Annotated in this window: 11 protein-coding genes, 1 rRNA gene and 1 pseudogene; 5 read left to right on the top strand and 8 right to left on the bottom strand. The window is 59.9% G+C overall.

Annotation, left to right across the window (positions count from 1 at the left end; all coding sequences use genetic code 11):
- Positions 1–112: 112 nt before the first annotated feature.
- The 3 genes and pseudogenes from rrf to BK659_RS28380 all read left to right on the top strand — a co-directional run bounded on the left by rrf (position 113) and on the right by BK659_RS28380 (position 2,448).
- Positions 113–228: ribosomal RNA gene (rrf, locus tag BK659_RS23175) — 5S ribosomal RNA — on the top strand.
- Between the two features lie 339 nt (positions 229–567).
- Positions 568–1,593: pseudogene (locus BK659_RS28385) on the top strand (HAMP domain-containing protein); the annotation flags it as partial.
- 69 nt (positions 1,594–1,662) lie between these two features.
- The gene (locus tag BK659_RS28380) at positions 1,663–2,448 is read left to right on the top strand and encodes a methyl-accepting chemotaxis protein (RefSeq protein WP_401124056.1); all 786 of its coding nucleotides are present in this window, start codon (positions 1,663–1,665) and stop codon (positions 2,446–2,448) included.
- 139 nt (positions 2,449–2,587) lie between these two features.
- On the opposite strand, the gene BK659_RS23165 is transcribed toward BK659_RS28380, so the two are convergent.
- From BK659_RS23165 to BK659_RS23140, 6 genes are all read right to left on the bottom strand, one after another.
- Positions 2,588–3,055, bottom strand: coding sequence for an SRPBCC family protein (locus BK659_RS23165; RefSeq protein WP_123427424.1), 468 nt, complete (start codon positions 3,053–3,055; stop codon positions 2,588–2,590).
- 29 nt (positions 3,056–3,084) lie between these two features.
- Positions 3,085–6,546 (bottom strand): amino acid adenylation domain-containing protein, encoded by a 3,462-nt coding sequence (locus BK659_RS23160; RefSeq protein WP_123427422.1) that lies wholly within the window; start codon positions 6,544–6,546, stop codon positions 3,085–3,087.
- Positions 6,547–6,560: 14 nt separating this feature from the next.
- Positions 6,561–7,490 carry a diiron oxygenase gene (locus tag BK659_RS23155; protein WP_123427420.1) on the bottom strand — a complete coding sequence of 310 codons (930 nt, stop codon included), beginning with the start codon at positions 7,488–7,490 and terminating at the stop codon, positions 6,561–6,563.
- On the bottom strand, positions 7,487–8,263 hold the full coding sequence (locus tag BK659_RS23150; protein ID WP_123427418.1) for a DUF3050 domain-containing protein: 777 nt from the start codon (positions 8,261–8,263) through the stop codon (positions 7,487–7,489). Before BK659_RS23150 ends, BK659_RS23155 begins: the two co-directional genes overlap by 4 nt.
- Positions 8,264–9,001: 738 nt before the next feature.
- A complete protein-coding gene (locus BK659_RS23145; protein ID WP_259740300.1) occupies positions 9,002–9,754 on the bottom strand; it encodes a thioesterase II family protein in 753 nt (250 codons plus the stop codon).
- Positions 9,751–10,461: a GntR family transcriptional regulator gene (locus tag BK659_RS23140; RefSeq protein ID WP_123427414.1), complete on the bottom strand. Its 711-nt coding sequence runs from the start codon at positions 10,459–10,461 to the stop codon at positions 9,751–9,753. Before BK659_RS23140 ends, BK659_RS23145 begins: the two co-directional genes overlap by 4 nt.
- Before the next feature lie 274 nt (positions 10,462–10,735).
- Between BK659_RS23140 and lapG the strand changes: the two genes are divergently transcribed.
- Both lapG and lapD read left to right on the top strand, forming a co-directional pair.
- On the top strand, positions 10,736–11,428 hold the full coding sequence (lapG, locus tag BK659_RS23135) for a cysteine protease LapG (RefSeq protein ID WP_123427412.1): 693 nt from the start codon (positions 10,736–10,738) through the stop codon (positions 11,426–11,428).
- 14 nt (positions 11,429–11,442) lie between these two features.
- Positions 11,443–13,389, top strand: a complete 1,947-nt coding sequence (gene lapD, locus BK659_RS23130; protein WP_123427410.1) for a cyclic di-GMP receptor LapD — start codon at positions 11,443–11,445, stop codon at positions 13,387–13,389.
- Positions 13,390–13,569: 180 nt separating this feature from the next.
- Here the strand turns inward: lapD and BK659_RS23125 are convergent, their stop codons facing one another.
- Both BK659_RS23125 and BK659_RS23120 read right to left on the bottom strand, forming a co-directional pair.
- Positions 13,570–13,908, bottom strand: coding sequence for a tryptophan synthase subunit beta (locus tag BK659_RS23125; RefSeq protein ID WP_123427408.1), 339 nt, complete (start codon positions 13,906–13,908; stop codon positions 13,570–13,572).
- A gap of 149 nt (positions 13,909–14,057) precedes the next feature.
- The coding region (locus tag BK659_RS23120) for an immunoglobulin-like domain-containing protein (protein WP_123427406.1) at positions 14,058–23,186 on the bottom strand (9,129 nt) is incomplete at its 5' end.

Genomic DNA, 23,186 nt, shown 5'->3' with positions numbered 1-23,186 from the left:
CAAGATTAAATTCCGAAACCCCTATCTGCGACCGCAGGTAGGGGTTTTGTTTTAAGTAGAAGTCACCAATTTTGCTGGCACGTATGTTTCGTACGGGCTGGTTACAGAATTTCTTGACGACCATAGAGCATTGGAACCACCTGATCCCATCCCGAACTCAGCAGTGAAACGATGCATCGCCGATGGTAGTGTGGGGTTTCCCCATGTGAGAGTAGGTCATCGTCAAGATTGAATTCCGAAACCCCTGTCTGCTAACGCAGACAGGGGTTTTGTCGTTTAAGAGGCAGCTAAAAGCTCAGAGTGTGGTGGTTGCTGTAGAGCGCCTGCGCCACGTGATCAACCGTCATCAAGAAAATGTAGCTTGAGCGCTCTAGCACGCCGTTTGGCGGGTTTGTGCAGGGAATCTGGTGCATTTTGCACAAACGCCTAAGTTTTTTCGGACCTGTGCCGAAATACTGGTGAGACATGCGTGCACCAAAGTAGAGCGGCCTAAGAGCGGCCTACGGCGTTACATGGAATGTTGCACCCGGAACGCATCCCCACTCTTTGCATAAGAAGTCCCATGAAATGAATCTCAAGTTCAGCCATAAAATCCTGTTGGCCGCTTCAGGCGTAGTGGTTCTGGCTTTTGCGTTGTTCACTTTGTACAACGACTACCTGCAGCGAAATACTATTCAGCAAAACCTCGACTCTTCCGTCCAGCAAGCCGGCGATTTGACCGCCAGCAGCGTACAGAACTGGCTGAGTGGACGGATTCTGGTACTGGAAAACCTGGCCCAGAACGTCGCGCACCAAGGTGCCAGCGCGGACCTTGCCGGGTTGGTCGACCAGCCGGCCTTCACCTCGAACTTCCAGTTCACCTACGTCGGTCAGGCCAATGGCGTGTTTACCCAACGACCTGACGCGAAAATGCCGGATGGCTACGATCCTCGTCAGCGTCCTTGGTACAAACAGGCTGTAGCTGCCGACAAAACCATGCTCACGCCGCCCTATATGGCCGCTGTCGGCGGGCTGGTGGTGACTATCGCCATGCCGGTGAAGAAGAGCGGTGAACTGCTCGGCGTGGTCGGCGGGGATCTGAGTCTGGAAACCTTGGTGAAGATCATCAACTCGGTGGACTTCGGCGGTATCGGTCATGCGTTCCTGGTCAGCGCTGACGGCCAGGTGATCGTCAGCCCGGACAAAGACCAGGTGATGAAGAATCTCAAGGATATCTACCCAGGCTCGAACGTACGTATCGAGAAGGGCAATCAGGAAGTGCTTCTGAACAAGCAGGCGCGCATCCTGTCCTTCACCCCGGTTACAGGCTTGCCGAATGCCGAGTGGTACATCGGCCTGTCGATCGACAGGGACAAGGCCTACGCGCCACTGGGCAAGTTCCGTACCTCGGCACTGATTGCGATGTTCGTCGCGGTGACTGCGATTGCCGTGCTGCTGAGTCTGTTGATTCAGGTGCTGATGCGTCCACTGACCACCATGGGTCGTGCGATGCAGGACATCGCTCAAGGCGAAGGCGATCTGACTCGCCGTCTGGCGGTGGAAAGCAAAGACGAATTTGGCGAGTTGGGCAGTGCTTTCAACCAGTTCGTGGAGCGGATTCACGCGTCGATTTCTGAAGTGTCGTCGGCCACGCGCCAGGTGCATGACTTGTCGCAACGGGTCATGGCATCGTCGAATGCGTCGATCATCGGCTCCGATGAGCAAAGCGCACGGACCAATAGCGTGGCGGCAGCGATCAACCAACTGGGGGCCGCCACCCAGGAGATCGCCCGTAACGCGGCGGACGCTTCGCAACACGCCAGCGGCGCCAGTGAACAGGCTGACGACGGTCGTCAGGTGGTGGAACAAACCATTCTGGCGATGACCGAGTTGTCGCAGAAAATCAGCCTGTCGTGCACGCAGATCGAAACCCTGAACGCCAGCACCGACAACATCGGGCACATCCTCGACGTGATCAAAGGCATCTCGCAGCAGACCAACCTGCTGGCGCTCAACGCGGCCATCGAGGCGGCACGGGCGGGTGAAGCCGGGCGTGGTTTTGCGGTGGTGGCGGACGAAGTGCGCAACCTGGCCCATCGTACCCAGGAGTCGGCTGAGGAGATTCACAAGATGATCACCTCGTTGCAGGTCGGCTCGCGTGAAGCGGTATCGACCATGAATGCCAGTCAGGTATCCAGCGAAGAAAGCGTCGAAGTGGCGAATCAGGCCGGTGCGCGGCTGGTCAGCGTGACCCAGCGGATCACCGAGATCGACGGCATGAACCAGTCGGTAGCGGCCGCGACGGAAGAGCAGACCGCCGTGGTGGAAACCCTCAACGTTGACATCAGCCAGATCAACCTGCTGAACCAGCAGGGCGTGGCCAACCTCAACGAAACCTTGAAGGATTGCGATGCGTTGTCGCTGCAGGCAAACCGCCTGAAGCAATTGGTGGATAGCTTCAAGATCTGACCGCGTTATCGTTCAATCGCGAGCAAGCTCGCTCCCACAGTGGATCTGCAGCGAACACAGCATTTGTGAACGACTGAAACCTCTGTGGGAGCGAGCTTGCTCGCGAAAGCGGTGCGCCAGTCACCGCTGAACCAAAGCCCTACGCAAACAACTTCAGCGCATTATTCATCGAGTCATCGGCAAACCCCTGTACGAAGTCCTTGAACCCCGGCAGGGCTTCGACGCCGCCCTGGGCGGGTTCGGCGATGATGGTCCAGGTCGCGCGCGACTTGCCGGTGCCTAGCGGCTCAACGCTCATGGCGGCCCACAACTGACCAACGCCCAACGTGTTGTAGACGGTAGTCCAGGTCATGCTCAGTGCCTGATCGTCGCGGGAATTGAGTTGCTCGACGACCAGGTTACCGTCCTTGAAGAACTTCTTGCGCAGCGACGACACGCCCTCGCCAGTCATCTCGATGTGCGATAGCGCCGGGATGAACTTGTCGAAGCCAGCGAAGTTGCCGACTATGTCCCAGACCTTCGACGCCTCGGCCGGTATTTCCACCGACGACACAACATGGCAGCCGTGCGGGTTTTTGATCAGGGTATCGGGTTGCAGAGTGCTCATGGTCTTGCTCCATTTCTATGGGTGATGGGTCAGATAAAGTTGATTTCTTTCAGGTAGTCGCAGCCGCGACGCAGCAGCGCCGGGGATTTTTGCGGGTAGTGCGCGCCCATCTGCTGCACACCTGCCTGGGCGTTGGCGTGGCCGATCATGGAGATGTCGCCGATGTCCTCTTCGAAGCCGTTGAGGTAGAAACCCAGCACGCCGAATAGCGCGTTATCGCTGTCGACCCGGCCCAGTTGCTGTTGCCAGTCGGCGACGCTGACCATTTGGAACTCGCGTCCGGCCTCGCGGAACGAAGCGACGTAGGCGTCCCAGCTCAGAGGTTCGGGGTTGTGCAGGTTGAAAACCGCGTGTTCGGGCTGATAACGGCTGGCGTGGAAGGCGATGAAGCGGGCGAGGAAGTCCACCGGCATCAAGTCGAAGTTCAGCGCGAACTCCGGCACCTGGCCGAGCTGGATCGAGCCTTTGAGCATCAGCATCAGACGGTTCTTGTGCGGCTGGCACACGCCTGTGAGGCTGTTGAAGCTGATGTTGCCGGGTCGATAGAGGTTGACCCGTACCCCACGCTCGCGAGCGCGTTCGAGGATCCGTTCGCCGACCCATTTGGACAGGTTGTAGCCGTTCTTGATGTAGATCGGCGGGGTCTGCGCGGCGGGCTGCTCGAGGACCCGGCCATCGGCGTCGATGGTGCTGGAAGCCGACAGCGTGGAGACGAAGTTGAAGACCTTCTTGCTGCGCCCTTCGCAGAGTCGCAAACATTCGAAAATCGGCTCGACGTTGTCCCGTGCCAGCGACTCGTAATCGAGTACGTGGTTGACGTTGGCGGCGTTGTGCACCAACGCGCCGAACTCGCGATCCAGTCGCTCATACACCTCTGGTGTCAGGCCTAGCGCAGGTTGCGTGATGTCTGCTGCGTAGACCTGAACCCGACTCAGATCCAGATGTTCCAGGCGATTCTCGCGCAGGGACTCGGCAAAACGCTGCACGGCGGATTGCCCGGCACCGTCGCGCACCAGGCATGCGACTTCACTGGCGCCCCAGGCCAGCAACGCCTCGACGATATGCACGCCGACGAAGCTGTTGGCACCGGTGACGATGACCTTGTGCACATCGCCCATCCGGCTGATCGGCAAGGGCTGCACATCAAGCTCGCGGAAGGCATCGGCGAGGGCTTTTTCGCTGAGCACCTCTTCGCCGGCAGAGCCTCTGACCAGCGTTGCCAGCCTGGCGATGGTCGGTACTTCGATGAAGCGATTGATCGAGATACTGCGCCCGAACTGCTCGCGTAATTGCAGCAACATGCGTGATAGCAGGATCGAGTGGCCGCCGAGATTGAAGAAGCTTTCGTCGGTGGAAATGTCGCCAGCCGGCAACTCCAGCAGCTCGGCCCAGAGCTCCAGCAATTGTGCCTCGTCGGCGGATTCCGGTAACCGACGCTGATGGTTTTCGAGGACGCTGACCGGCATTGCCAACAGCGCCCTTCGATCGACTTTGCCATTGCTGGCGAAGGGCATGCTCGCCAGTTCAGTCCACGCGGTGGGTTGCATGTAGTCCGGTAAAAACTGCTGCGCGTGTGCTTTCAGCGCTTCTCGAGCCGCGCCTGGCTGCGCTTCCTGAGGTTGTGCGAGGAACGCCAGAATCCGTCGATGAGTGTCGATCACCACCGCCACCTGCCGGAACAACTGACTTTCGCGCAGGCAGCGTTCGATCTCCTCCGGTTCGACCCGGTAGCCGCGGATCTTCACCTGATTGTCCCGTCGCCCACAGAGCTCGATGCCGTCTGCGGTCCACTTCGCCATATCGCCGGTGCGGTAGGCACGCAGGCTCTGGCCGCCGGGCAAGGGCAGTTGCAGGTAGCGCTCGGCGGTCTGCTGCGGGTTGTTCAAATAGCCCAGGCACACCCCCGGACCGACGATGTACAGCTCGCCGACGGTCTGCTCGGCTACTGGCTGAAAATCTTCGTCGAGGATCAGTACCTGGCTGTTGGCAATTGGCGCCCCGAGGCTGCGATTGCTGTCACCGACTTGCAGTTGTCGGGCGGTGATCAGCACGGTGGCTTCGGTCGGGCCATACAGGTTGTAGAGCTTGCCCTGTTGGGTCAGTTGCTTGATCACATGGGGTTCGCAGACGTCGCCGCCGGTCATCACATGCGCAAGGTCGCGCAACTGATCCAGCGGCAGAATGCTCAACAGTGCTGGAGGGAGAAACGCGTGGCTGAGTTGATGATGACGGATTAACTCGACCAGTTGCAGCGGGTCACGACGTTGATCGTCGTTAGGTACGATCAGCTCGGCACCCTGGATCAGCGCCGGGAAAATATCGATCAGCGAAGAGTCGAAACTCAGCGATGAAAACTGCAAGACGCGGCTTTGCTCGGTCAGCTCGACGTAATCGGCGTACCACGCGGTGAAGTGCCCGAGATTGTTCTGACTGAGCAACACACCTTTGGGATGCCCAGTGGTGCCCGACGTGTAGAGCGCCATGCACGGCGCCTGGCTGCCAGGTCGCTGGCGCATCAACGGTAAGCCGGGATTAGCCTCACGAGCGTCGATGTTGCTGATGTCGAGCCCGGGCATCTCGTTGCTCAGCGGGTGCTGACCATCGTGCAGTAACAGCACTGCGCCGGCGTTTTCCAGAATGTATTGCTGGCGCTGCAACGGATGGCTGGGTTCAAGTGGCAGGTACACCGCACCACTGCCGAGAATCGCCAGAATGCCGGCAAACAGTGCGCTGGATTTCGGCAGGCAAATGCCCACTACAACGGGTCCATCAACCGCTCGACATTGCTCGATCAGTGGCAGCAACCGTTGCTGGATTGCCAGGCTTTGGGCATGCAAATCGCCATAACTCAGCACCTCGCCATCAATGTGCAGCGCCGGGCGTTCACGGAAGGTTTTGAAGCTCCGTTCGAGCCGCTCGATCATCGGGATTTGCCCGAGTTGCAGCAGCTGCGGTTGCGCGCTGAGGTTGAGCCGGTGGGCATAGGCCAGACTCTCCAGCGTCAACAAGCTTTCTTCACACTGATGACGACCGGGCGTGGCCGTTGCGGCGTGCGTGAAGTACTCGTCATCGCGGGAAAAACGGCTGACCTCAAGCGCCACGCGGTCAACCAATTCAGCGATGACCCTCAGGCGCAGCGCCTGGCCATTACCAGAGACTTCGTTGGCGACGGGGACGCGGGCGATCAGTCGTTGGTCGCCGCTCGATGTATAGCGGCACAGCACATCGATGGGCGGCAGACCACTGGTGTCTGTCGGCCCGAGGCCCAGCGTCACGCTCAACCGTGCGCAGTCGCCCAGGTCGTGCAGGCACTGTGTGGAGATAGCCAGGCTGCCGTCGTCGATCAGTAGTTCGGCGTCACCGATTTTTTGTTCATTCAAGGCGTGGCTGTCGCTCAGTCGCGTCAGTGCATGGCCGTGTTGTTCCAGTTCCAGCGCCAGCTCATTCAAGGCCTGGCTTTGACCGATGAGCAGAATGTCGAGACGTCTCATGATGTTCTCCTCGGCTAGATCAGGTAGTCGCTCAGGGCGTCTTGCACGCACGGCGAATCGAGCAGCGAACTGCTGCGGAAAAACCGCACGATATTGGCGACCAGCGGGTGATGACGATTGATCGGGAAGGCCAGGCCTGCCACTTCGCTCTTGAGTGCGACCTTGGCGGCATCGCTGATGTGCAGGTGTTCGATCAACCGGAAGTCGAACGATTTCTGAATGTCGTTGGTCAGGTAGTGGGTAATGAACACCGGAAGAATCTTCGCGATCCGCTGGCGGTCGTCTTCGTTCGCCGAATGCCAATAGATCCGTACCAGTCGTGACCAGAACCCCGAGTGACGGCCCTCGTCGAGCAAGTGGTCAGCCATCAGGCCCTTGATCGATTGCTTGACCGTGTCGTCCTTGGCGAACGCCGCCACATCATTGGTCACGGTGTTTTCCGCAATGGCCACGCAGATCAGCTCCACGGCGCTGCGCAGGTGTTCCGGCGCCAGTGCCAACGCTGCGGGAATCGCCCGGCTCAGCTCGATTTCATGCGGCAGCTCGATCGGCGCGATACCGGTCATGGCCACCGTCTGCTGCATGAAATCCATCGCCACCAGCGCGTGATAATCCTCATCCACCACCACGGTCATGGCGTCGTAGCGACAGGCGAACGGGAAGGGCACGGGGAAGCGATTCTTGGCGATGCTGCGCGCCGTCTTGTCGACGATCTCGGTTTCGAAAATCACCACGTCGTTGATGAACTTGTAGAGCGTTTGCACCAGGGCGAAGTCGCGCTGCTCCGGGCATTCACGAACAAAGGTTTCGCTCAGCACCAGCGGTTGGCGGCTCAGGGGATAGATCAGTTTGTCATCGTTTTCGACCATGCGCCGGGGGCGGGTTCGGATGGTCGCGCGGCTTTCCCAGGCGTCGGCGAAGGATTGGTAGTCTGCGGCGTTCATGCGCTCACCTCGGCGACTGGTTCACGCATGCTCAGGCGCAAGCCGTCCCACAGCGCGATGCGGCTTTCCACGGCGGCGATGGCGGCGGCATAGACGTCCTCTTGTCGTTGCGGGTCGCCGTCGACCAGCCGCGCCAGGAGTGTTTCAGCGGCGGGACCGTGGTCTTCGGAGTCGACTTCGATGTGCCGTTCCAGGTAGTAACGAAAGGTCGGCGCTTGCTCGATACCAATTCCCCAATCGTCAAGAATGCGCTGGAACATCTGCGGAATGACGCTTTCTCGACCATGCAAAAACGCCGCGGCAACACTGTGTCCCGGTGCGTACAGAGCGGTGTGCAAGGTGTGCCGGACGAAGTTCGAGGCGGCCGGGTCGACGTCCACGCTTTGCAGGGCGATGTCGTAGCTCACGCCTTCTTTTTGCAAGGCGACGAAGCGCTCCACGGTAGCCGTGCTGGCACCGACTTCGCGCATTGCGTCCAGGTACAACTCGAAATGGCTGTAGTGCCCGTGATCGAGCCGGTCATCGGACTCTTCGCCGAGGATGATTTCGTTGATCAGGCGCGCCGCTTGAGGGTCTTGTGGCGGTAGCCAGGGCAGCTGCACGCACGTGAGTTCCTGCTGCAGGCGTTTGGTCAGCGACATGAAGTCCCATACGGCGAATACATGGGTTTCCATAAAGCGCTGAAGTATCGACAGCGAATGAATCTCGGCAAAGATAGGGTGGGCGCTGAGCTCTGCTTTTTTCAGGTCGAGAAGTGCTTTGTTTGGTTTCATGAGTGGCCTGTAAGTTGCGAGTTAAGTTGTTCGGTTGGCGAGTATTTTTTAGGTAAGTGCAAACAAGGTGCTGCCTGAACTTTTTAATAGGCGAACAAGTACCTCAAACAAACGTTGTGCAGTTTCTGAGTGGCGACAGGCCCTGCCAGGCAGGGCGTTGCGTACGTCGGCAGTGCTTGGCGGTCAGCTGCGCAGGTTGATGTGACAGGCGCTGGGCATTGACCGTGCCGACAAGTGTGATGGAACTTGAAGTTGTCGGCGGAGAAAAATTAATACATGAAACAAGTAATCGGCAAGTGTTTTTTATATTATTTGTCAAGTGTATTTTTTTCGGGCGTAACACGTTCCGATAAAACTTTTGGATTAAGTTTTATTGAGGTGAAGTTGTTCCTTCCGGCTTATATAAGTCAGAATTTAAAATGAGTGAATGCCTCACTCGGAGCAACTGTGTGGCTGGAAAGTTAATGGTTTTTGATGTGGTGGGCAGGAGGCGGGCACGGCCCCTTCTCTTCCCGTCCTTTGGCAAGCCTCCTTTTGTTTGTCCATCACGCGAGGGCTGTGCAGGCAGATTTACACGCCGCTCGTCCTTTTTAGTCGGCAAACCAAGAGTGAGCCCAAAAAGCCAGTACTGCTATCACTGGCGCAGGGGTGGGCAGGGGGTTTTCAAGGAGGAAAGAGGGGATAGGTGTCGCCAGCGCTTTTCGAGCGCCTGTGCCTCATCGCACAGGCGTCAGGCGCTTACTCGCTGAGCAGGCCCAGATGGGTGTTGATGATCTGCAGCAGACGATGGCGCTGAGTGGTGGTAAAAAAATGATTACCGGTCATTTCGATCAGTTCGAATTCACGGCGGGTGAACTCGCGCCAATTGACCATGCTTTCAAGCGGTGCCAGCGGGTCGTCGCTGCCGTAGAAGGCGGTCATCGGGATATGCAGGCTGCGACTGGAAAGGTCGGCCCAGGATTCGAGCAGTTTCAAGTCACTGTGTATCAGTGCTTCGAAGGCGGCGAGTTGATCGTTGGCTGTTTCATCGCGAAGCTGCCCCTGACTTGAGGGCGCATGACCTTTGTACAGCGGCGCTGTGGCGGGGTGGGTGTCCGGGCTGGGACAGCCGGAAATGAACAGATGACGGGTTTGCCCCGGGCAACGGACTTCGCTCAATTTGGCCAGCTCGTAGGCCAGAATTGCGCCCAGACCGTGGCCAAAGAGTGCATGGGGCTCGGACAGGTAAGGCTGGAGCGCCGCGAAGGCGTCGACCAGCAGTGGCGGCCATTGTTCGTAGAGTGTCTGGTTCCGTGGATTGCCATGGCCGGGGAATCTGAAAGCGAGCAGTTCAATGTGCTCGCTCAGTGATTGTGTCCAGCTGCGGAGCTGCTCGGGGTCGGCACCGGCCTCGCAGAAGCAGATCAGTCGGATATCCGTCGCCTGGCCTGCGTTGATCACGGTCAGCCACGGAGTGTCATGGGCGTGCACGGCTTTCCTTGTGCGGTTCACGTCGAGGCTTTCTTGCCCTGAGGTGCAAGGCTGTTCAGGTAACGCGTGATGACCTCGACACCCCGGTTGAGGTGGTTCTCAAGCTTCGTCACGGTTAGCGCGATGTCTCGGGATTGCGCAGCGCGCAGCAGGTCACGGTGATCTTCCTGGGACAGCTTGCCGAGCCCCATGGCTTCAAGGTTGAAGCGCAGAAAACGCTCCTCTTCCCACAGGCCGTCTTCCACCAGCTTGAGGAGCCTGCGGTTAGGCGCCTTGCGGTACAGCGTCATGTGGAACAAACGGTTAAGTCTGCCGATCTCGGCGTAATCGGTTTGTGTTTCCAGGTCGTCGATATAGCTTGCCGCTTCGGCGAAGTCCTCGTCGTCGAGCAACGGAATCGACAGGCGCAGGGCCTCGGACTCCAGCAGAATGCGCAGGGCATAGGTCTCGGCGGCATCACCTTCGACCAGTGGCGCGACAACCGCGCCTTTGTGTGCGACAACGTGTAGCAGCGATTGCGCCTCGAGTTGGCGCAAGGCTTCGCGTACTGGCATACGACTGACGCCGAACAGATCAGCCAGATCCTGCTGACGCAGAGCGGTGCCGCAGGGTAAACGACCGTCGAGAATCGCCGAGCGCAGGGTTTCTTCGATCACCGATCGCGCAAGGTGAGCGGGGATAGGGCCGCTGACCGGGATAGTACTTAAAGGGTTGGGCTTCTGTGTCACGACAACGCACCCTGACTGAAATGAAAATAATTTTGGATCCAATGCACACTAGTAACTGTCTGACTGGTTGTCAAACCGGCAGAACAATGCAGTTTTCGACAGTTTTATGCCACTGGCTTTGCCGTCGAACGCAACTTCGCAGGCCAAGATCTTTTCAACTGCGTCCGCTTCCCCCAAGTTTAGCGCGCTCGCGGTGATTGCACCGTGCCATTGTCTTTTACCCATCAAAGCTTCACCATCAATCGATTTCCAACCGCCCTCTGGACTCACTGCATTGCAGGCACGTTTCGCTCTCCCTCGGACCCTGCGCTGGCTGTGTTCAGCGTTGTTGATTGCCGGCGTCATGCTCGGTGGTCTGCATGCCGATTGGGACTTTTCGCTGATCAGTCGGCGTGCCGAAGCGTTGTACGGGCCGTTGGGTGAAGGCACGCAACGGATCGATGCCTGGCAACACCTGTTGGCGACACAGAAGCAGACCCCGGAGCTGGAACAGCTGAAAGTGGTCAACCTGTTCTTCAACAAGCACATGCGCTATGTGGAAGATATCGATCTGTGGCACGTCGAGGACTACTGGGAGACGCCGATCGAAGCCTTGTGGAAAGGCGCTGGCGATTGTGAGGACTACGCGATCGCCAAGTACTTCAGTTTGCGTCATCTCGGGGTTTCCAGTGACAAATTGCGCATCACTTACGTCAAGGCCCTGCGCCAGAATCGCGCGCACATGGTCTTGACCTACTATTCAAGCCCGGACGCCATGCCGCTGGTGCTCGACAGCCTGATCGATGCGATCCAGCCAGCCAGCCAGCGCACCGACTTGCTGCCGGTTTACTCCTTCAATGCCGAAGGGTTGTGGTTGCCGGGCGCCAAGGGCAACAAGAAAGTCGGTGACACCAAGCGCCTGTCCCGTTGGCAGGATGTGTTGAAGAAAATGCAGGCCGAAGGATTTCCGGTCGAGACGACTAACTAGGAGCGCGCGCTCAGATGTCTTTGTTCAAACAGCTGTTGATCGCTATCTGCCTGTTCCTGGTGGTCGCCTTCAGTGGCAGCTTCATGGTTGGTCTGGAGAGTTCGCGGACCCAGTACGTCAATCAGCTACGTTCCCACGCGCAGGATGCTGCGACCGCACTGGCGCTATCGCTGACGCCGAATATCGACGACCCGGCGATGGTCGAGCTGATGGTCAGCTCGATCTTCGACAGCGGTTATTACGCGAGTATTCGCGTGGTGGACCTGAAGACCGACGCGACTATCGTCGAGCGCACCGGAATTCCCGAGGTCAGCAGCGTGCCAGGCTGGTTCGTCAAATTGATCGGTCTGGAACCTGCTGGCGGTGATGCGCTGGTCAGTCGTGGCTGGGAACAGGCGGCCAGGGTCGAGGTGATCAGCCACCCGATGTTCGCCGTGGCCAAGCTCTGGCAGAGCGCCCTGGGCAGTTTGGGTTGGTTGCTGATCTGCGGTGCGGCGAGTGCGGTGCTCGGGGCACTGTTGCTGCGTCGGCAACTCAAGCCGCTGGATTACATGGTCAAGCAGTCCCATGCTATCGCCCGCCGCGAGTTCCTCAGCTTGCCTGATCTGCCGCGCACCCCGGAACTGCGGCGCGTGGTGCAAGCGATGAACCAGATGGTCGAGAAGCTCAAGGCGTTGTTTCAGGAGCAGGCTGAGCGCAGTGAAAAACTGCGGGTCGAGTCCTATCAGGACACCCTGACGGGGCTGGCCAACCGGCGTTATTTCGAGATGCAATTAAACGCCCGGGTGAGCAATCCGGAGCAGGCCAGTTCGGGTTATCTGTTGCTGTTGCGGGTCAAGGACCTGGCGGGTTTGAACCAGCGTTTGGGCGGTCAACGCACTGATCAGTTGTTGCGGGCCGTCGGTGAGCAGCTGTCGCGTGAGTGTGCCAGATTTCCGGAAACCCAGAACCTTGTGACGCGTATTCGCGGCGGTGAATTCGCCGTGCTGGCGCCGGGCCTGGTGCGCGGTGAGGCGCTGCAGCTGGCGCAGAGTCTGGACAGCGCACTGGCCAGTCTTCACGCAACCGGCGCTACCGACGTGACGTCGGTGGCGTCGATCGGGCTGGCGCCGTTCGCCCATGGCGACACGCCGCAGGCGGTGTTGGGGCTGGCGGATCAGGCGTTGTCACAGGCGGAGGCCGAGGGTGAGTCGAACTGGGCGTGCCTGGATCACAACGCCGCGGCCATTGTGGGCGACGATCACCATGCCTGGCATACCCTGCTCGATCAGGCACTGAGTCAGCAGCGTTTCGAGCTGTACTTTCAACCGGTCGTGGCCAGTCAGGACACGCAGCGAGTGCTGCATTACAAAGTGCTCTCGCGTTTGCTCGATGAGCAGGGTCAGACCATTCCCGCCGGGCGTTTTCTGCCGTGGCTGGAGCGCTTCGGCTGGACTGCACGGCTGGACCGTTTGATGCTTGAACGGGTGTTGGAGCAGATGGCCGAGCATGAAGATTCGCTGGCGCTGAACCTGTCCGCCGCTACCCTGGCGGATCCGCAAGCGCTGAACAACGTTTTCGACATACTGCGTCGGCATTCCAGTCTAGGGCCACGCTTGACCCTGGAGATCGGCGAAGAGCAAATACCCGATCAAGTCGTACTCGAACAGCTGACCCGCCGTCTGCGTGAGCTGGGTTTCTCCCTGAGCCTGCAGCGCTTTGGCGGGCGCTTCAGCATGATCGGTAACCTGGCGCGGCTGGGGCTGGCCTATCTGAAAATCGATGGCAGCTACATCCGCGCCATCGATCAGGAAAGCGATAAGCGCCTGTTCATCGAAGCTATCCAGCGCGCCGCCCATAGCATCGACCTGCCGCTGATTGCCGAGCGAGTGGAGACGGAAGGGGAGTTGCGGGTGATTCGCGAGATGGGATTCTACGGCGTGCAAGGGCAGCTGTTTGGCGAGCCGAAGCCTTGGCAGTAAGACTTTTTGGATGAATTGCCAATGAGTCAGTCATCGCGAGCAAGCTCGCTCCCACAGGGAATTTCGTTAGTACACACATCTGTGCAAACGATGAAAATCTAATGTGGGAGCGAGCTTGCTCGCGATGGCGTCAGAGTCTTCAACGCGACGATCCTGCCTGAAACACAAACGTTCAGAAACTCAGATCAACCCGCTTTCATCTTCATCAATCAGCTGACTCAAACCACCCAGGGCTTCACGGGCCTGGCTCCGGTCTATCAGTTTGGCTTGCGCGGCAGCCGGCAGGTCGGTGACGCGAATCACCCCTTTGCTGGTCAGCACCTGAATCAGGTCGTCGAGTACCCGGATCATCTCCAGGTCGCTTTGCTTGAGCTGCTTGAGGCTGGTTTCCATCACTTCGTTAGCGTACCAGGCCTGGATTTCATGGTGATCGGCGGGTAGCGTTTCCGTAGCCTCCGCATAGGCGGCGGCCTCCACGCGCACCAATTGGCCTTGTGCATCGCGTTGCACGTAGAACATCGAGAACCCCTCATGTATGAACCGGCATCGTGCGGTCAGCAGCATAGACCAACGCAGGTGAGTATGCGGTGCCGCGACGCAATCGTCACCCGGTGGCGATTGACGCAAACCTGACGGCCGCTCATTGCGAGCGGCCATCAGACACCTGATCAGGTGTTGTTGTGGTCGATCTTGATGGTCGGGTCGCTACCGGCGATCAGCGAGTTGATGCTCTGACCGGACCAGTTATTACCTTCCAGTTTGATCGTCACGTCAGCGTTGGCCACGCCGCCGGCCGCGTTGAGCTTGCCTTCGGAGCTGACCTGCAACGTCGACACACCTTCAACCGTGGTGATTTTCAGGAAGTTGTCGATGGTGCTGCCGCTCTCGCCCTGCAACAGATCACGCAGGTCGATCCGGTCGCCTTCGCTGGCCTTGAAGTCCTTGACCACGTCGTTGCCGGTGTCGCCAGCCTTCCAGACGAAGGTGTCGGCGCCCGAACCACCGATCAGGATGTCGTTGCCCTGACCACCGATCAGCGTGTCATTACCCGTACCGCCGAGCAGGATGTCATTGCCCTTGCCGCCGTCGAGGATGTCGTTGCCGCCCTGGCCGAAGAGGATGTCGTTACCAGCACCGCCCAACAGCGTGTCATTACCGTCATGAGAGCCGGATACATCGAACGCGGTGTAGTGCTCGGTGATGTACTGGTGCACGTTGCTGGTGGTGACTTTGCTGACATCCACGCCGGTCTGCTGGGCCACGAAGGCCTGCATGGCCTGGTAACCCTCGCCGGCAATGCCGTTGAAGCTCACCAGGTCGCCGAACAGGATGTCGTTGCCGTCACCACCGTTGACCGTGTCGGCGCCCGGCATGGTCGCTTCGGTGTGACCGATGATCGAGTTGGCCAGGTTGGCCGGGTCGATGTTGCTCTGTGGTTTGCCGTCGGTGTCGAACGGTTTCAGGTCGTTGAGGCTGACGTCACTGTTCAGGCCGATGGCCTCGACCTGCGACAACTTGCCGAGCAAAGCGAAGCTGTCGTTGGCGTTGCTGGAAGTGCTGCTGTCGGTGCTGTAGCCGGTACCTGCCAGCTTCGACAGCTCATAGGTACCATCGCCCTGGGCATGGAGCATGCCCAAGTCCTTGCTGACCCAGCGATTTCCGTTGTAGGTCTGCAGCGTCGTCGAACCATCGGTGCCGATGGAGAGGTAGTGCGTGTTGTCCAGGTACTTGGCGAACGTGTCCCCCAACGTGTAGTTGCTGGTCGTGACGACGTCATCCAGCTTGGCACCACCGCTGTACAACGACGGGTTGGTCTGTTCGCCGGACTGGTAGAACGTTGGCTGTCCGTCGGTAATGAAAAACGTCAGGTTGGTCGCGCTGCTGTTACCGGTGGCCATGCTGCTCTGGAAGAAGTTGGCCGTGGTCTTGAACACGTCTTCGTAGTTGGTACCGCCGCCGGAAGTCATCGAGTCCAGCACCGACTTGAGCAGGGTCAGCGCATTCGGGTCGTTCAGGTTGACCGCAACCTGCTTGTTGACCTGGGTATCGAAGTCCGCGAGGAAGACGTTCACCGTGCCCGAAGTGCTGGCAGCCAGGCTGTTCTTGAGGGTGTTGAACACCGACGTCAGCGAGTCTTTGGCCGCGCTGATCGAGGACGCGCTCATGCTGCCTGAGCTATCGACCATGAACGCAATGTTGTAGTTGGTGCCTGGTACCACGGTCAGTCCGCCGATGTCGGCGACCATGATGTCGTTGCCACTGGTACCGACGAAATTGTCATCCCCTGAAGTGGCGACCGACGCGTTATACACCGCCGGGTAAACCGTGACCGGGATCTGCGCAATGCTTGGCGCCGAGCCGCCGAGGGATTCGGTGGACGTCGATGTGACCGTCAGATTGATCGAGCCACTGAAGTATGGCGGCGGGGTGAGCGTCAGGCTGCCGAGGTTCCAGCCAGTGACGTTTGCTTCACCGGTGGTCGCGACGGTGAAGGTATGGCCTGCGCCATCGCTCAGCACCGAGCCGGCCGGCATACCGCCGATTTTCACGCTCAGGCTTTCGGAGCCGTCGGTGTCGGTCAGCGCGGTGGTGATTTTTGACAGGTGAACGCTACCGCCCTCGGCACCGGTGTTGAGTTTGTAGCCGTCGTAGTAGCCTTCACCGTTGGTGCCGTGCAGATCGGAGACGGTCACACCGGCATTGATCAGGTCGGTGACGCCGGTGTAGATCGGCACGCCAGCGCTGCTCAGGTCGATGGCGGGGGCGCCATTGACCGACAGGTTGACGTCGTAGCTGCCCGGGCCACTTTGGTTGTGATGGTAGATGTCCAGGGTGTAGTAACCGCTGGTGGTCGGGGTGAACGACCCCGAGATTTGGCCACCCGCGCCCCACGTGGCGCTGGCCACGTTTTTACCGCCGATGGTCACCAGCAGACTGTCGTCACCGGTACCGCTGAAGCTGTAGGTCTTGCCGGCTTCGAGGTAGATCAGGCCAGAGGTTTTCGATGCGGTGCCGGCTGCTACGTTGCCGTCGGACTGCACGTTGTTCACGGTGCCGCTGCTGTTCGGCTGGCCAGCAGCATCGATCACGGACTTGAGGGTGTCGGACGGTGCGCCACTGCCGTTGGTGCCCAAGCCGGCGAGGCCAGTCCAAACCTCTTTGACCAGGCCCGTCGAGTTCACGTTGTTGTCGGCGACGCTCAGGGTCGGCGCATCGGCGACTGGCGTGATGTCGACTTTTACCGTGCCGGTATTGCCCAGCAGTTGGCCGTCGGTTGGCTGGAACTGGATCTGTGCGTAATCCGCCTGTTGGTTGCCCACGCCGGTGCCGCCGTAACCATTGGTGCCGGATTCGTTGGCATCAGGGGTGAAGCGCAACTTGCCCGCATCAATGTCGGCCTTGCTGAAGGTCTGGTTGTTGGCCACATCTTTCCAGGTCGAACCGTCCAGGTACTGCAATTTGCCGTCGCCCGGCAGCTGGGTGATTTTCACGCCCAGGCTGGTGGCAGGGCTGTCGACGTCGGTCACGCCGAAATTCGACCAGCCGAGGATCAGCGGGGTGTCTTCAGTGCCGGTGACAGCACCACCCGTGGCGACCGGTGCATCGTTGACCGCGACCACGTTGACCGTTGTCGTCGCCACGTTGGAGTAGTTGCCGCCATCGGTCACGGTCACAGTGATGATCCGTGGCGTGGTGCTCGGGTCATGGCTGTTGTTGGTGAAGGTGATGTTCTTGATCTGCTGCATGTAGTCGGCCAGCGTCGCGTTGCCGGACAGCGTCAGGGTGATCGAACCATCCTTGCTGCTGGTATTGATGCTGATGCCGTTGACGCTGTTGCCCAGGTTCAGCGAGTCGCCCGGCTGTCGGTTGGTCAGCACGATGGTGGCGCCGGTCAGCATCGTGCTGTCCGGGTCGGTGATCTTGATATCGGTGTCCGCAATCGATATGCCCGGCCCTGCGGTGCCTTCGGTGAAGGTCACTTTATAGTCGGCACCGGTGGCGCCACTGGAGTCGTTGGCGTCCAGGTCGATGACCGGCGGTGCATCGTTGTCGATGATGGTCGTGCTGACGCTGCCATTGGTGCTGCTGACCACCAGATTCTCGAAGTTGCCACCGCTGGCCGAGTCGATCTTGACCACGAGATTTTCGGTGGGCTCGGTGATCTTGTCGTCAATGGTCGCGATGTTGAAGCTGGCACTGCTGGCGCCCGCCGGGATTTTCACCGTGTACACGCCGGTGAAGTCAGAACCATCGGTAGCGGTGCCGCTGTAGACGATCTTCAGCGTCACTTCGGTTTGCGACGGGTGCGTCAGGGTCACGGTGTAGCTGGCGGTCTGGCCTTCGGTGACCTGGCTGCTGCCACTGATGCTGACTTCAGTTTTATCGATGGTGTCAGTGACGTTAGTCACGGCAGCCGTTTTATCGGTGATCAGGTTTTCAAAGTTGCCACCGGTGGCGGTGGTGATCGTCGCCTGCACTTTGCCGGCATCAATGTAAACGTCGTCTTTTGGCGCATCGACGATTACGGAGCCGGTGGTTTTGCCGGCGTCGATGTTGATCACTGCACCGTTGCTCAAGGTCACCGTCACTGGCGTGCCAGCCGCGTTGGTCAGGGTGGCGGTGTAGGTGACGTGACCGCCTTCAGCCACGGAACCGGTCGCGCTCAGCGTCAGGTTGGTGGTGTCGGCGGTGTCGGTCACGGTGGTGCTGACCGAGGTTTTGTCGGCGACCAGGTTTTCGTAGTTACCGCCGCTGACGTTGGTGATGGCGTTGGTCAGCGGGGTATGGCCGACCAGCGCGTCGTTCGGCGCGGTGGTGGTTGCGGTACCGCTGGACTGGCCGACCGGGATGGTGATGGTCTGGCCGTTGGCGAGAGTCACGATCACTGCCGAACCGGTGACTGGCGCCGAGACGGTGGCGGTGTAGGTGACGGTGCCGCCTTCTGCTGCCGATTCAGTGGCGGTCAGTTTCACCGTCGAAGTGTCGATGGTATCGGTGACGTTGGTCACGGCAGCCGTTTTATCGGTGATCAGGTTTTCGAAGTTGCCGCCGATGGCGGTGGTGATCGTCGCCTGGACCTTGCCTGCATCGAGGTAGACGTCGTCTTTTGGTGCATCGACGATTACGGAGCCGGTGGTTTTGCCGGCGTCGATGTTGATGACGGCGCCGTTGCTCAAGGTCACCGTCACTGGCGTACCAGCGGCGTTGGTCAGGGTGGCGGTGTAGGTGATGTGACCGCCTTCAGCCACGGAGCCGGTCGCGCTCAAGGTCAGGTTGGTGGTGTCGACGGTGTCGGTCACGGTGGTGCTGACCGAGGTTTTGTCGGCGACCAGGTTTTCGTAGTTACCACCGCTGACGTTGGTGATGGCGTTGGTCAGCGGGGTGTGGCCGACCAGCGCATCGTTCGGTGCAGTGGTGGTCGCGGTGCCGCTGGATTGGCCGACCGGGATGGTGATGGTCTGGCCGTTGGCGAGAGTCACGATCACTGTCGAACCGGTTACTGGCGCCGAGACGGTGGCGGTGTAGGTGACGGTGCCGCCTTCTGCTGCCGATTCGGTGGCGGTCAGTTTCACCGTCGAGGTGTCGATGGTGTCGGTGACGTTGGTCACGGCAGCTGTTTTGTCGGTGACCAGGTTTTCGAAGTTGCCACCGGTGGCGGTGGTGATCGTCGCCTGGACTTTGCCTGCATCAATGTAAACGTCGTCTTTTGGCGCATCGACGATTACGGAGCCGGTGGTTTTGCCGGCGTCGATGTTGATCACTGCACCGTTGCTGAGCGTGACGCTCATCGGCGTGCCGGCCGGGTTGGTCAGCGTGGCGGTATAGGTGATGTGGCCACCTTCAACCACGCTGCCGGTGGCAGTCAGGCTCAGGCCGGTGTTGTCGATCGAATCGGTAATCGTGGTGACCGCCGGCGTGGTGCTCGGGGTCAACTGTTCGAAATTGCCGCCGCTGGTGCTGTCGATGGTGGTGCTGACGGTGCTGCCATTTTTGTAGACGTCGTTGGCCGGAGTGTCAACCACCACGGAACCGGTGGTTTTACCGGCTTCGATATTGATCACCGCGCCGTTGGACAAGGTGACGCTCATCGCGGTGCCGGCCGGATTGGTCAGGGTCGCGGTGTAGGTAATCTGTCCGCCTTCAACCACCGAACCAGTCGCCGTCAGGCTCAGCCCGGTATTGTCGATCGAATCGGTGATCGTGGTGACGGCTGGCGTGCTGCTCGGGGTCAGCTGTTCGAAGTTGCCACCCGTAGTGCTGTCGATGGTAGTGCTGACGGTGCTGCCGTTTTTGTAGACGTCGTTGGCCGGGGTGTCGACCACTACGGAACCGGAAGTTTTGCCGGCTTCGATGTTGATCACCGCGCCATTGCTGAGCGTGACGGTCATTGGCGTGCCAGCCGGATTGCTCAAGGTTGCGGTGTAGGTGATCTGTCCGCCTTCGGTAATGCTGTTATTGGCGGTGAGCGTCAACCCAGTGTTGTCGATCGAGTCGGTGATGGTGGTCACCGCTGGCGTCGTGCTCGGGGTTAGCTGTTCGAAGTTGCCGCCGCTGGTGCTGTCGATGGTGGTGCTGACGGTGCTGCCGTTTTTGTAGACGTCATTGGCCGGGGTATCGACCACCACGGAACCGGAAGTTTTGCCGGCTTCGATGTTGATCACGGCGCCGTTCGACAGGGTCACGCTCATGGCGGTGCCGGCCGGGTTGCTCAGGGTCGCGGTGTAGGTGATCTGCCCGCCTTCGGTGATGCTGTTGTTGGCGGTGAGCGTCAGGCCAGTGTTGTCGATCGAATCGGTGATCGTCGTCACCGCTGGGGTGGTGCTCGGGGTCAACTGTTCGAAGTTGCCGCCCGTGGTGCTGTCGATGGTGGTGCTGATCGTGCTGCCGTTCTTGTAGACGTCATTGGCCGGGGTATCGACCACCACCGAACCGGAAGTCTTGCCGGCTTCGATATTGATCACCGCGCCGTTCGACAGGGTCACGCTCATCGCGGTGCCGGCCGGGTTGCTCAGGGTCGCGGTGTAGGTGATCTGCCCGCCTTCGGTGATGCTGTTGTTGGCGGTGAGCGTCAGGCCTGTGTTATCGATCGAGTCGGTGATGGTGGTCACCGCCGGCGTGGTGCTCGGAGTCAGCTGCTCGAAATTGCCACCGGTGGTGCTCTCGATGGTGGTGCTGACGGTGCTGCCGTTTTTGTAGACGTCGTTCGCCGGGGTATCGACCACCACCGAGCCGGAAGTCTTGCCAGCCTCGATGTTGATCACCGCGCCGTTGCTGAGCGTGACGGTCATCGGCGTGCCGGTCGGATTGCTGAGGGTCGCGGTGTAGGTGATCTGCCCACCTTCAACCACCGAACCATTCGCCGTCAGGCTGAGACCGGTGTTGTCGATCGAGTCGGTAATGGTCGTGACCGCCGGAGTCGTGCTCGGGGTCAGCTGCTCGAAGTTGCCACCCGTGGTGCTTTCGATGGTGGTGCTGACGGTGCTGCCGTTTTTGTAGACATCGTTGGCCGGGGTGTCGACCACCACCGTGCCGGAAGTTTTGCCGGCTTCGATGTTGATGACTGCGCCGTTGCTCAGCGTCACGCTCATCGCGGTGCCGGCCGGGTTGGTCAGGGTGGCGGTGTAAGTGATCTGGCCGCCTTCAACCACCGAACCATCGGCCGTCAGGCTCAGACCGGTGTTGTCGATCGAGTCGGTGATGGTGGTCACGACCGGGGTGGTGCTTGGAGTCAGCTGTTCGAAGTTGCCGCCAGTGGTGCTGTCGATGGTGGTGCTGACGGTGCTGCCGTTTTTGTAGACGTCATTCGCCGGCGTGTCGACCACCACCGAGCCGCTGGTCTTGCCGGCCTCGATGTTGATCACTGCGCCGTTGGACAGGGTCACGCTCATGGCGGTGCCGGCCGGGTTAGTCAGGGTCGCGGTGTAAGTGATCTGGCCACCTTCGGTGACCGAACCGGTCGCTGCCAGGGACAGCCCGGTGTTATCGATCGAGTCGGTAATGGTGGTGAGCGCCGGGGTGGTGCTCGGGGTCAACTGCTCGAAGTTGCCGCCAGTGGTGCTGTCGATGGTGGTGCTGACGGTGCTGCCGTTTTTGTAGACGTCATTGGCCAGGGTGTCGACCACCACGCTGCCGGTGGTTTTACCGGCTTCGATGTTGATCACTGCGCCATTACTGAGCGTGACAGTCATCGGCGTGCCGGCCGGGTTGGTCAGGGTGGCGGTGTAGGTGATCTGGCCACCTTCGGTGATGCTGTTGTTGGCGGTGAGCGTCAGGCCGGTATTGTCGATCGAATCGGTGATGGTGGTGAGCGCCGGGGTGGTGCTCGGGGTCAACTGCTCGAAGTTACCACCGGCGGTGCTTTCGATGGCGGTGCTGACGGTGCTGCCGTTTTTGTAGACGTCGTTGGCCGGGGTATCGACCACCACGGAACCGGTGGTTTTGCCAGCTTCGATGTTGATCACCGCGCCGTTCGACAGGGTCACGCTCATCGCGGTGCCAGCCGGATTGCTCAGCGTGGCGGTGTAGGTGATCTGGCCGCCTTCGGTAACCGAACCGGTCGCCGCCAGGGACAGGCCGGTATTGTCGATCGAGTCGGTGATGGTGGTGACGGCTGGCGTGGTGCTTGGGGTCAGCTGTTCGAAGTTGCCACCGGTGGTGCTTTCGATGGTGGTGCTGACGGTGCTGCCGTTTTTGTAGACATCGTTGGCCGGGGTGTCGACCACCACCGAGCCGGACGTTTTACCGGCCTCGATGTTGATGACTGCGCCATTCGACAGGGTCACGCTCATGGCGGTGCCGGCCGGATTGGTCAGCGTGGCGGTGTAGGTAATCTGGCCGCCTTCGGTGATGCTGTTGTTGGCGGTGAGCGTCAGGCCTGTGTTATCGATCGAGTCGGTAATGGTGGTGAGCGCCGGGGTGGTGCTCGGGGTCAACTGCTCGAAATTGCCGCCGGTGGTGCTGTCGATGGTGGTGCTGACGGTGTTGCCGTTTTTGTAAACGTCGTTGGCCGGGGTATCGACCACCACCGAGCCGCTGGTCTTGCCGGCCTCGATGTTGATCACGGCGCCGTTCGACAGGGTCACGCTCATCGGCGTGCCGGCCGGGTTGCTCAGCGTTGCGGTGTAAGTAATCTGCCCGCCTTCGGTGACCGAGCCGGTCGCGGCCAGGGACAGACCGGTGTTGTCGATCGAGTCGGTAATGGTGGTGACCGCCGGGGTGGTGCTCGGGGTCAGTTGCTCGAAATTGCCACCACTGGTGCTGTCGATGGTGGTGCTGACGGTGCTGCCGTTTTTGTAGACGTCATTCGCCGGAGTGTCGACCACTACGGAACCGGAAGTTTTGCCGGCTTCGATGTTGATCACCGCGCCATTCGACAGGGTCACGCTCATGGCGGTGCCGGCCGGGTTAGTCAGGGTCGCGGTGTAGGTGATCTGGCCACCTTCGGTGATGCTGTTGTTGGCGGTGAGCGTCAGGCCGGTATTGTCGATCGAGTCGGTGATCGTGGTGACCGCCGGGGTGCTGCTCGGGGTCAACTGCTCGAAATTGCCACCCGTAGTGCTGTCGATGGTGGTGCTGACAGTGCTGCCGTTTTTGTAGGCGTCATTCGCCGGAGTGTCGACCACCACGGAACCAGAGGTCTTGCCGGCTTCGATATTGATTACCGCACCGTTGCTGAGCGTGACGCTCATCGGCGTGCCAGCCGGGTTAGTCAGCGTGGCGGTGTAGGTGATCTGCCCGCCTTCGGTGATGCTGTTGTTGGCGGTGAGCGTCAGGCCGGTATTGTCGATCGAGTCGGT

Origin of the sequence: Pseudomonas brassicacearum (genome assembly GCF_003732225.1) — a bacterium.
Lineage (GTDB): Bacteria > Pseudomonadota > Gammaproteobacteria > Pseudomonadales > Pseudomonadaceae > Aquipseudomonas > Aquipseudomonas brassicacearum_E.
Note: the sequence above shows the minus strand (reverse complement) of the source record. Positions and strands in the feature narration are given on the sequence as shown.

What these genes read in the sequence shown, in the direction of transcription:
- BK659_RS28380 (WP_401124056.1), top strand. Translation starts at nt 1,663, where the DNA reads ATGGCATCGTCGAATGCGTCGATCATCGGCTCCGATGAGCAAAGCGCA.
- BK659_RS23125 (WP_123427408.1), bottom strand. Translation starts at nt 13,908, where the DNA reads ATGTTCTACGTGCAACGCGATGCACAAGGCCAATTGGTGCGCGTGGAG.
- lapD (WP_123427410.1), top strand. Translation starts at nt 11,443, where the DNA reads ATGTCTTTGTTCAAACAGCTGTTGATCGCTATCTGCCTGTTCCTGGTG.
- BK659_RS23160 (WP_123427422.1), bottom strand. Translation starts at nt 6,546, where the DNA reads ATGAGACGTCTCGACATTCTGCTCATCGGTCAAAGCCAGGCCTTGAAT.
- BK659_RS23150 (WP_123427418.1), bottom strand. Translation starts at nt 8,263, where the DNA reads ATGAAACCAAACAAAGCACTTCTCGACCTGAAAAAAGCAGAGCTCAGC.
- BK659_RS23165 (WP_123427424.1), bottom strand. Translation starts at nt 3,055, where the DNA reads ATGAGCACTCTGCAACCCGATACCCTGATCAAAAACCCGCACGGCTGC.
- BK659_RS23155 (WP_123427420.1), bottom strand. Translation starts at nt 7,490, where the DNA reads ATGAACGCCGCAGACTACCAATCCTTCGCCGACGCCTGGGAAAGCCGC.